The 9,902-nt window shown below is 64.1% G+C and carries 8 protein-coding genes; 4 read left to right on the top strand and 4 right to left on the bottom strand.

What is annotated here, in order from left to right:
- Positions 1 to 46: 46 nt before the first annotated feature.
- The 3 genes from WBH99_RS09130 to WBH99_RS09120 form a co-directional block, all read right to left on the bottom strand.
- On the bottom strand, positions 47 to 1,342 hold the full coding sequence (locus tag WBH99_RS09130) for a restriction endonuclease subunit S (protein ID WP_424219773.1): 1,296 nt from the start codon (positions 1,340 to 1,342) through the stop codon (positions 47 to 49).
- Positions 1,335 to 3,833, bottom strand: a complete 2,499-nt coding sequence (locus WBH99_RS09125; RefSeq protein WP_424219772.1) for an N-6 DNA methylase — start codon at positions 3,831 to 3,833, stop codon at positions 1,335 to 1,337. Before WBH99_RS09125 ends, WBH99_RS09130 begins: the two co-directional genes overlap by 8 nt.
- Positions 3,834 to 4,152: 319 nt before the next feature.
- On the bottom strand, positions 4,153 to 5,010 hold the full coding sequence (locus WBH99_RS09120) for an NAD(P)H-dependent oxidoreductase (RefSeq protein ID WP_424219770.1): 858 nt from the start codon (positions 5,008 to 5,010) through the stop codon (positions 4,153 to 4,155).
- A gap of 383 nt (positions 5,011 to 5,393) precedes the next feature.
- Between WBH99_RS09120 and gstA the strand changes: the two genes are divergently transcribed.
- Positions 5,394 to 6,002, top strand: a complete 609-nt coding sequence (gstA, locus tag WBH99_RS09115) for a glutathione transferase GstA (protein WP_424219768.1) — start codon at positions 5,394 to 5,396, stop codon at positions 6,000 to 6,002.
- Positions 6,003 to 6,078: 76 nt separating this feature from the next.
- Here the strand turns inward: gstA and WBH99_RS09110 are convergent, their stop codons facing one another.
- Entirely contained in the window at positions 6,079 to 6,912 is an 834-nt protein-coding gene (locus tag WBH99_RS09110) for a ferritin-like domain-containing protein (protein ID WP_424219767.1), read from the bottom strand.
- Positions 6,913 to 7,201: 289 nt separating this feature from the next.
- Between WBH99_RS09110 and cysK the strand changes: the two genes are divergently transcribed.
- Genes cysK through WBH99_RS09095 form a run of 3 tightly spaced genes read left to right on the top strand, consistent with a single transcriptional unit; the run spans position 7,202 to position 9,615 of the window.
- Positions 7,202 to 8,134: a cysteine synthase A gene (gene cysK, locus WBH99_RS09105; protein ID WP_424219766.1), complete on the top strand. Its 933-nt coding sequence runs from the start codon at positions 7,202 to 7,204 to the stop codon at positions 8,132 to 8,134.
- Position 8,135: 1 nt separating this feature from the next.
- On the top strand, positions 8,136 to 9,278 hold the full coding sequence (locus WBH99_RS09100) for a MalY/PatB family protein (protein WP_424219765.1): 1,143 nt from the start codon (positions 8,136 to 8,138) through the stop codon (positions 9,276 to 9,278).
- Complete coding sequence (locus WBH99_RS09095; RefSeq protein ID WP_424219763.1) at positions 9,271 to 9,615, top strand: hypothetical protein; 345 nt, start codon at positions 9,271 to 9,273, stop codon at positions 9,613 to 9,615. Before WBH99_RS09100 ends, WBH99_RS09095 begins: the two co-directional genes overlap by 8 nt.
- Positions 9,616 to 9,902 lie beyond the last annotated feature (287 nt).

Raw genomic sequence — 9,902 nt, 5'->3', positions numbered from 1 at the left:
CTCTTGAACTCGACCGTCAGCGATTCGGCGGGCGGCAGCAGGGGCGTCATGCGGGTTGCGGCTCCTGCAGCAGCGGCGTGACGCGGACGCGGCCGGTGAGGAGGTCGTCCATGAGGCCGGCTTTCTCGGCAAGTTGCTTTGCGAGCGAGTCAACCTCCAAATCAATACGCTTGCTGAGTTCATGAAGGCGCTCTTCCATAAGGCGCTGCTCTTCACGCGGGGGAGCTGGAAGCCGAACTGATCGCAACGTTTCCGAGCGAATGGCGGCCATCGTCCCTCCTTGCTGATCTTTAGCGAAATGCCCCACCACCCAAGGCGAGTAATTGACCTGCAGCATCGCTAGGTAAGGCGAGTAGGCGTCTTGATCCAGAGAAATCGTCCACGTGTGCTTAGAGGATAAGGCTTGACCGACATCATCCGGCACGAGACAACATCGCCCGACAGTGCCCATGATCGTGATCATCAAGTCATTGGGTGAAACCGCATAGCGTGCCAATTGCGCGAATTTCCTTGGTGTCACGAAACGCGTGTAGTCAGCGACGAATCGCTCGGTACGGACGTTGTCGATCCCTAAAAGAGGGACTCCCGTTTCTACTAATTCCTGCTTCAACAGTGCACTACCGAAAGGTCCAGATCTCATGGCTGGATCAACGTCGGCCAGCAGGTCCGCAAACTGTTTGACATCCCACTCCTTCGGAATCCAACCCAGCGGCGACGGCTTGTAGAGGTGCGGCGCCTCGGCCTGGGGCGGGCGCAGTTGGCCGTTGGCGTCGATGCCGCGCGTCAGCAGGTCGTGCAGCAGGCCCTGCTTGACGGCCTTGAGCTTGGCGATGATCGCCTCGGTTTCGTGGATGGCGGTGTCGAGGGTGTCGAGGATCTCGGCAATCTTCGGCCAATCTGTTCTTGGAGGCAGATTTAGTATGAGCGACAGGAGTTCGTTCTTGTTGATCGCCTCGAAGGTGGTCCCTTGTGCCACACGACGTAGGGCCAAGGACTGTCGAGCGATTACCTCACCCAGCAGCGATGGCTTGATCCCTTGACACCGAATGGCTGCCAGCCCACGCCCGATGCAATAGTCGCGGTCTGCAAGGTTGATAGCACCAACGGGAGCACGGACGGAGATCAGAACATCGTTAGCCTTGCATACCTTCGCGGGCCGCAAGCACCCGAACTTAGGCTCCGGATAAACCGCGCCAAACTCTGCGTTGCCCTGCAAGAACGCGTGGCCCTGAAAGGGATCTTCGACAACGTATCGAGAGTCAGGCGACTGTCCCATTTCGACATGGGCAATATCGGAGAGTGCAAATGATTCAAGTCCTGAGGCGGGAATCTGCTCAGACATACCCCAACCCCCTCAAAAACCCCTGCAACGCCCGCGCCGCCGCGTCGCGCTTGCCCTCGATCTCGGTCAGCGTCACGCGATACTTGTCCCACCAGTTCTCGAAGGCGGCAACGATCTGCTTGCGCTGGGCGGCGATGTAGCGCTCGAGGAGGGCGCGCATGTCGTCGTGCAGGATGGTGAGCAGCAACTGGGCGGCCTGTTCGGCGGACAGGCCATTGACGGCGGCGCCAATGTGCGCCGCAAAGCTGTCCTTCTTGGCCTTGAGCTGCTTTTTGACCGCGGCCAGTTCCTTCTTCCACGCCTTGAGCTGGGCTTCGTCCACCGCGTTCTCGCCCTCGGCGTCCTCCTCGGCGGACTCGGCGGCTTCGCCTTCCTCGCCCTCCACATCCTTCGGGTCGGCGGCCTTGATCTGGCTGTCGAGCTCGGCCTTTTTCGCCTCCAGCTCGGCGATGGCCTCGACGAAGTCGCCCATCAGGAACTTGACCAGCTTGTGCTCCAGCGGGCTTTCCTTGGCGGCCTTGTCTTCCAGCGCGGTGACGATGCTGGTGCGCCAAGCATCCACCACGCCCCTGGCGCCGCGCGCTTGCAGGGTGAGGAAGTCGTACTTGGTCTGGTTCCAGAAGCCGGCGACGATGCCGCGCACCTGAAAGGGGTCGAGCAGGCCGATGGCTTCCAGCGCGGTGCTGAAGCTGGCGAGCAGGTCGCTGCGCAGGGCCACCAGGCCGGCGGCGTTGTCCATTTGCCCGGCCAGTGCCGTGATGCGGGGGCTGTGCGCCTGCCACCAGGCTTCGAAGGCGGCGCGGATGGCGGCTTCCTTGGCCAGGAGCCCGGCGTTGTTCTCGATGGCGGGCTTGAGGTCCTGGCGCTTGGCCAGTTCGGGTTTGAAGTCGAGGTACTTTTCGTCGCGCTCGACGAACAGGTCGAGCGGCTCCAGGCCGTGGGCGCTGAACAGGCCGGCCTTGTCCGCCACCTCGGCCTTGGGCACGCCGCCCACCAGATGGGCGCGCACGTCGTGCGGCTCGGGCGGCGGGGCGTTGTCGGCATAGCGGCGGATGTTGAGGTTGTAGTCGTTCTGTTTCAGCGTGGCATTGCCTTCGATGGCCGAGAAGCCGGGGATGGCGCGGAATTCGTCGAAGGTGGTGACGATTTTCTCGATGTGTTCGGGCAGCAGGTGGTTCTGCGCCCGGCCTTCGAAGAACTCGCGGTCGGCGTTGATGAACAGCACCTTGCCCTGGCGCTCGGCAGGCTTGCCGCTGACGCGCTGCGCGCCGCGTTGCACCCGCTGGCGCAGGACCAGGATGCAGGCCGGGATGCCGGTGCCGTAGAACAGGTTGGGCGCCAGGCCGATCACCGCTTCGAGCAGGTCTGCTTCGATGATGCCGGCGCGGATGGCCCTCTCTTCGCCACCGCGGAACAGCACGCCGTGCGGCATGACGGTGGCGATCATGCCGCCGTCGCGGGTGACGGCCAGCATGTGCTGCAGGAACATCAAATCGGCCTTCTTGGCGCCCAGCGGCACCTGGCCGAAGCGAAAGCGCTCGGGGAACTTGGGCGCCCAGGCGGGCGTGCCGTCGGCCGTCTTCTCGGTGTTGCCCCAGGGCAGAGAAAACGGCGGGTTGGTGAGCACGCGGTCGAAGCGCCGGAGCTCGCCGTTGTCGATGTGCCGCGGCTCGGCCAGCGTGTCGTCGTTTTGCAGGTCAGCGGTGCTGATGCCATGCAGCAGCATGTTCATCTTGGCGATGGACCAGACGGTGCCACCCGACTCCTGGCCAAAGAGATTGGCCTTGCGGCCGTCCTGGCCGTGCTCGTCGATGTATTCCTTGGCGGCGATCAGCATGCCGCCGGAACCGCAGCAGGGGTCGTAGATGTCGTGGGCCAGCGTCGGCTTGATCAGCCGAACCATCATCCGCACCACCGAGCGCGGCGTGTAGAACTCGCCGCCCTTCTTGCCGGCCGAGTCGGCGAACTCGCCGATCAGGTATTCGTAGGCGGCGCCCAGCAGGTCGGGGAACTCGAAATCCTCGTTGCGCAGCCGGTAGGTGCCAAAGTGCGTGATGAGCTGGCGCAGCTTGATGTCGGGGATCTTGCTCTGGCCGACCTTGCGCGTGAAGTCGATGTGCTCCAGAACGTCGTACAGGCTGGTGTTGGCGGTTTCGATGCCGGTGAGCGCCTTGTTGAGGGCGTCGCCGACGTTCTGGTGCGCCTCGTTCAGCAAAAAGTCGTAGCGCGACTGCGGCGGCACCCAGAACGAGCCTTCCTTCTTGTACCAGCGCGGGTTCTCGGCGGACAGCCGCGCCTCGGCCGCGGTCTTGCCGCCTTCCATTTCGAGGCGGATCACCTCCTCGCGGCGCTGCTCGAACACGTCCGAGCAGCGTTTGAGGAACAGCATGCCGAAGATGTATTCCTTGAACTCGGAGGCGTCCATCTTGCCGCGCAGGATGTCGGCGGCCTTGAACAGGTGGCGCTCGAGTTGGGGAAGGGTCAAAGGCATGTATCCGGTCCGATCTGATAGGCAAGCGGACTTGCCAAAAATGCACGGTCGGCATTATCGCCGACAAGGCCCGGAGTTACGTTGCAGGGTAGGCAAAAATGAGGGCAAACGCCTATGTCTGCGCCGCTGGGATCGCGAGGCCCGCTCCCAGTTCAATCACCAGGGGCCAAACCCGGCTTTCTGGAACTGGCGAGCAACGTGGTGGGTGAATGGCGATGCCCCTGCCCTACCTCGCTCACCCCGGTTTTTCGATCCGGCGCGTGCCGTTCGGAGCGCCGGGGAATGGCTCGCGAGCGCTCAGGGGCAAAAAGGACGCCCATCAGTCGCCGCTTGCCGGGGAAGCGGTTTTGGGCCGCAATTGTTCGTCGTAGTGCTCCAGCGTCGGGAAGCGAAGGGGCTGGAGGGTGTCGAGCGCGAGGAGATGCTGGCGGTAGCGCGCCAGGCAGTCGGCGCGGGCTTCGTCGCTCAGGTAGGGCACGTGGTAGGCGGCAAAGCGGGGCAGCACGGTGAGCCCGACATAGGCGAGCATGCCCTGTTCGATGGGACGCAGCAGGGTATCGAGTTCGCCGTGGATGGCGCCGGGGCCGAACATGTGTTCGCGTCCGCCCAGGGAAAAGGCCAGCATCGCGCGCTTGCCGGCGAGGCCGCCGCGGTCGTAGATGCGCCGGCCGCCGTAGCAGACGCCGGAGACGAAGACCCGGTCTATCCAGCCCTTGAGGATGGCGGGCATGCTGAACCAGTAGATCGGGAAGTTGAAGAGGATGAAGTCGGCGCGGCGCAGCTTTTCCAATTCGGCGGCGATGTCCGGGGCGAGGCTGGCGGTGGCGACGGCGTGGCGCTGCTCTAGTGCATACACGAGGTAGTCCGGGTTGGCGCGCTGGCCGAAGTCGGCCGCGCTGGCGACGGGGTTGAAATTCATCGCGTAGAGGTCGGAGACGACGACTTCGTGGCCGGCATCGCAGAGGGTGGCGACGGCGAGATCCTTCATCGCGGCGTTGAAGGATTTCGGTTCGGGGTGGGCGTGGACGATCAGGACGTTCATGGGGGCTCGCTTATTGGCCGGGGCGTTGTGGTTGAGGCGTTGTGGCTGGGGCGTTGTGGCTGGGGCGTTGTGGCTGGGGCGTTGGCTGGGGCGTTGGTTGGGGCGTTGGCTGGGGCGTTGGCTGGGGGCACGCATCGGCCAGGGCGGTGCCGGGGCGGGTCGCGGGGCGCCTCCATTGTATAGAAGGCCGGGCATCGTGCCGTGCAGGCGGAATCGACAAGGAATGGGACAGCCGGGCTTGTCGCGCCCCGGGTCAACAGCGGGTCAAGTTTGTGCGCCATTACCTTGCGACGGGCGATATCGACCACTGTCTTGATCCATTTCGTAAGCCATTGAGCGTGAAAGATCATTTTTGCAGAGTCGGCAACGTTGGCATGGTTTGGCATCGATGCGATTGCCCTCTCCGGAAATTCTGGCAGCTCGCAAGCAGACCGGGTCAGATGTGTAAAATGCACGCTCCGCCGCGACGGCATCCGGCCGTTCAGGCGTAGTTTCCTTTAACTATATGGAGATAAAGCATGAAGCTCTACTATTCCCCTGGTTCTTGTTCGCTCTCGCCCCACATCGTGGCGGAGGAAGCCGGCATTCCCCTGCAGCTGGAGAAGGTCGACCTCATGGCCAAGCGCACCGAGACCGGCCGTGATTTCTGGCAGATCAACCCCAAGGGCTACGTGCCGGCGCTCGAACTGGACGATGGCCAGCTGCTCACCGAAGGCGCGGTGATCGTGCAGTACCTGGCCGACCTGAAGCCCGAGCTTGGTCTCGCACCTGCCAATGGCACGCTGGCGCGTTACCGCCTGCAGGAGATGCTGGTTTATATCAACTCCGAGTTGCACAAGAGCTTCAGCCCGCTGTTCAAGCCGGATACGGACGAGGCCACGCGCGCCGGACTCAAGGATCACCTGCGCCGCCGCTTCGCCCTGCTGGAAGGCGTGCTGGCAAAGCAGCCCTACCTGTTGGGCGAGAATTTCACGGTGGCCGATGCCTACCTGTTTACCGTTGCCAGCTGGGCGCGTATGGCCAAGGTGGATCTGTCGGATTTTCCCGCCCTGGGTGAGTTTCAAAAGCGCGTGGCCGAGCGGCCGGCGGTGCGCAAGGTTTTGCAAGCCGAGGGGTTGCTGCAATAAGCCTCGCGCCCGCGCCCGGTGAGTTGGCAGAACCGGCCCTGGCCCAAGAAGCCAGGGCCGTTTTGTGCTTGTCCGGTCAGTTCAGGAAGACCCGCTGCACCAAGGCAGCGATGGGCCGCTCCGTCCAGCGCTGCAGCCGCGCATTCAATTGCAAGGGCTTGAGTGCCATGCGCACCGCCAGATCCGTGGGGTATTGCGCGCGCATCAGGTCATACACCTGTTTCTGGATGGCCGCGTACGCCGGTGCCTCATCTTCCCCCTGAAAGCGCCAGGCTGCGGCATGCCTGAGCGCGATATCGGCGTCGCTCTTGCGCAGCTCGGCCACGCGTCGCCATAGCGTGGCAAATACATGCGGTCGGTGCAGATGTTCCTGTTCCTTGTACTTGAGGAAATAGTGGTAGAAATGCTTGTAATGCTGCACCTCGTCGGTGCGGATGCGCCAGGCGATGTCGCGCAGCACGGGCTCATCGGAGACGGCATTGAGGGCCTGATAATAGGTGGTCGTTCCCATTTCGACGATGCAGCGCGCCACCAGCTCCTGGCCCCGGGTGGGCTCCAGTTCGTCGCAGTTGCAGAGCTTGCCGTATTCGGAGAAAAAATCGGCATAAGCGCCATCCCAGTCGAACTCGGGCCAGACATGCTGGATATAGGTTTTCAGTGCGCGCCCATGCTGCAGTTCCTCGACTTTCCATTGCTCGTCCAGCCATGCTCCGACCTCGCCATCGCCCCGGAAATAGTCGACCAGATTATGGGTGTAGGTCTCCGCGCCGCTTTCGACGAACGAGGCGCTGCACACCAGGAGAAAGATGTCGTCGCGCGCCCGCACGCTCCCGCTATCGATACAAGAGAAATCGATCTCTTCCAGGTGCCAGCGCAAATCTGTTTGTCGTGGATCATCGTGTATTGCCATTTTGAGCTTTCCTCTGTTTTCAGTCTTCCAGTCCGACATAACAGTATTATGCCGACAATTTCCGCGCATGCAGCCGATTGGCGCGCCGCGGCGGTGACCCACGACGACGCCGGCCTCGGCTGGGCGATTTTTTTCCTGTGAATTTTTCTAGGCGTGCCGCGTGCCGGGTCAGGCCACCCTCCGGAACCGGCCGGTTTATCGCTTCGAGGAATAAGCATCTGGCTACCGGGTCTTTGTGGGACAGGAGGTAGCCACTACACTTGTTCCTTCCCCTCACCCGGAGTGCTCCATGAACATTGCCAACGACGTCACCGAACTGGTGGGTAACACCCCCCTCGTCCGCCTCAACCGGATCAGCGCCGGCTGCGGCGCCACGCTTGCCGTGAAGCTGGAATTCCTCAACCCCGCCCACAGCGTCAAGGACCGGATCGCCGTGGCCATGATCGATGCCGCCCAGGCGGCCGGCAAAATCGGCCCCGATACCGTGATCCTCGAGCCCACCTCGGGCAACACCGGTATCGGCCTCGCCATGGTCTGCGCCGCCCGGGGCATCAAGTGTGCCTTCGTGATGCCGGAGACCATGAGCCGCGAGCGGCGCCTGCTGCTGAAAGCCTACGGCGCCGAGCTGATCCTCACCCCCGGCCCCGCCGGCATGGGCGGCGCCATCCAGAAAGCCCGCGAACTGGCCGAGGCCGATAGCCGCTACCTGATCCTGCAGCAGTTCGAAAACCCCGCCAACCCGGCAATCCACCGCCAGACCACCGCCGAGGAAATCTGGCGGGACACGGACGGCCAGGTCGATATCTTCGTCGCCGGGGTCGGCACCGGCGGCACGATCACCGGGGTCGGCCAAGCCCTCAAGGCAAGAAAGCCCTCCGTCCGGGTGGTGGCCGTCGAACCCGCGGCTTCGCCGGTGCTCTCCGGCGGCGAGAAGGGGCCGCATCCGATCCAGGGCATCGGCGCCGGTTTCGTGCCGGCCATCCTCGACACCCACGTCTATGACGAAGTGATCAAGGTCAGCAACGACGACGCCTTTGCCATCGCCCGCCGCCTGGCGACCGAAGAAGGGCTGCTGGCCGGCATCTCCTCCGGCGCCGCCGTCAGTGCCGCCCTGGAACTCGCCAGACGGCCCGAACACGCCGGCAAGCTGATCGTGACGGTCCTGCCTTCCTTTGGCGAGCGCTACCTGTCGACGGCCCTGTATTCGCACCTGGAAGTCTGAGTTGGCGGAATTCGACTTCGAACAGGTGCCGGACCGGCGCGGCACCGACTCCATCAAGTGGGGCAAGTATGCCGGCCGGGATGTGCTGCCCCTGTGGGTAGCCGACATGGATTTCCCCGCCCCGCCTGCCGTCCTTGCCGCCCTGGAGCGGCGCATCCGCCATGGCGTGTTCGGCTACGGCGCTCCCTGGCCCTCCCTGATCGAGGCGGTGCTGGCGCACCTCGAAGGCGAATACGGCTGGCAGGTAGAGGCGGAATGGCTGGTCTGGCTGCCGGGCCTCGTCACCGGCCTCAACGTCGCCTGCCGCACGGTGGCGGGCGGCGTCCTTACCACGACGCCCATCTACCCGCCTTTTTTGAGCGCCCCGGTCTATTCCGGGCGGCCCTTGCAGCGCGCCGGACTGGCCCGGCAAGACGACCGCTGGCAGCTCGACTGGGAAGCCCTGGAAGCAGCCTGCAGCGCGCACACGGAACTGCTGCTCTGGTGCCACCCCCACAATCCGGTGGGCCGCTGCTGGAGCCGGGCGGAGCTGGAACGGCTCGCCGAATTCGCCTGCCGGCACGGCCTCATCGTCTGCTCCGACGAGATCCACTGCGGCCTGATCCTCGATGCAGAGCGGCGGCACCTGCCCTTTGCCGCCCTGGGGCCGGAGGCGGCGGCGCAGAGCATCACCCTCATGGCGCCCTCGAAGACCTTCAACATCCCCGGCCTCGGCTGTGCCTTCGCGGTCATTCCCGATCCGGCCCTGCGCCAGCGCTTTGGCCACGCCATGGCCGGCATCGTGCCGCACGTCAATGTGCTCGGCCTGGCCGCCTGCGAAGCGGCCTACCGCGACTGCGGCGCCTGGCACCAGGCCCTGCTGACCCACTTGCGCCAGAACCGGGACCGGCTCGAAGCCGCCGTGTCCGGCCTGCCCGGCCTCTCCATGAGCCATGTGGAAGCCACCTACCTGGGCTGGATCGACGCCCGTAAGCTCCACCTCGCCAAGCCCGCGGCCCATTTCGAGGCGCATGGCCTGGGCTTTTCCGACGGCGCCGATTTCGGCGCCCCGGGCTGGCTGCGCTGCAATTTCGGCTGCACGGCGGCGACCCTCGATACCGCCCTGGCCCGGTTGCGGCTCGCTGTCGAGGCCGCCCATGCCTGACTGGCCGCTGTACCAGATCACGATCATCTGTCTCCTGAACGCCATGGGCGTGCAGGTGCTCGCGGCATTCTGGGCCCTGCGCCAGCTACCCAGGGCAGGCCGCTACTGGCTGCCCTGGGCCGCCTTGAGCCTGGCGCTGGTGTTGATGGTGCAGCGGCGCTGGATGCCCCTGGAACTGGCGCTCAACACGGGGCTTTACGATTTTCAGCAAGCCCTGCTGGCGCTGGCGATTTCCCTGCTCCTGCTCCTGGCCATCATCGGTCTTTCCCCCCTGCTGCGCCTGGCCGGCCGCGCTCCAGCCAACCTTGAAACTTCATCGCCAAGGCAAAAGGCTTGAAGCACGTCGCTGCCCACCCGGCGGATGGGTGGAGAGCGGCTTTTCTTCGCGTTCCCTTCACGTTCCCTGGTGATCTTTGCGCCTTGGCGTTGAAAATGTTTTTTTATTGTCATCGCGCTTTGGCATAATCCGCTGGAATTTTTCCGAGCGAGGGATCCATGTTCTGCAAATCCTGTGGCCACGATCTTGGCCTGCAACCTCCCAGATTCTGTCCTACCTGCGGTACACCGAGTGCGCCGACCGGCCCGTCGCCATCGCCATCGCCATCGCCATCGCCGGTGCAGGAA

The organism is Azovibrio sp. (assembly GCF_049658005.1).
Classification (GTDB): Bacteria; Pseudomonadota; Gammaproteobacteria; order Burkholderiales; family Rhodocyclaceae; genus Azovibrio.
This window is presented reverse-complemented; position numbering and strand designations above follow the sequence as displayed.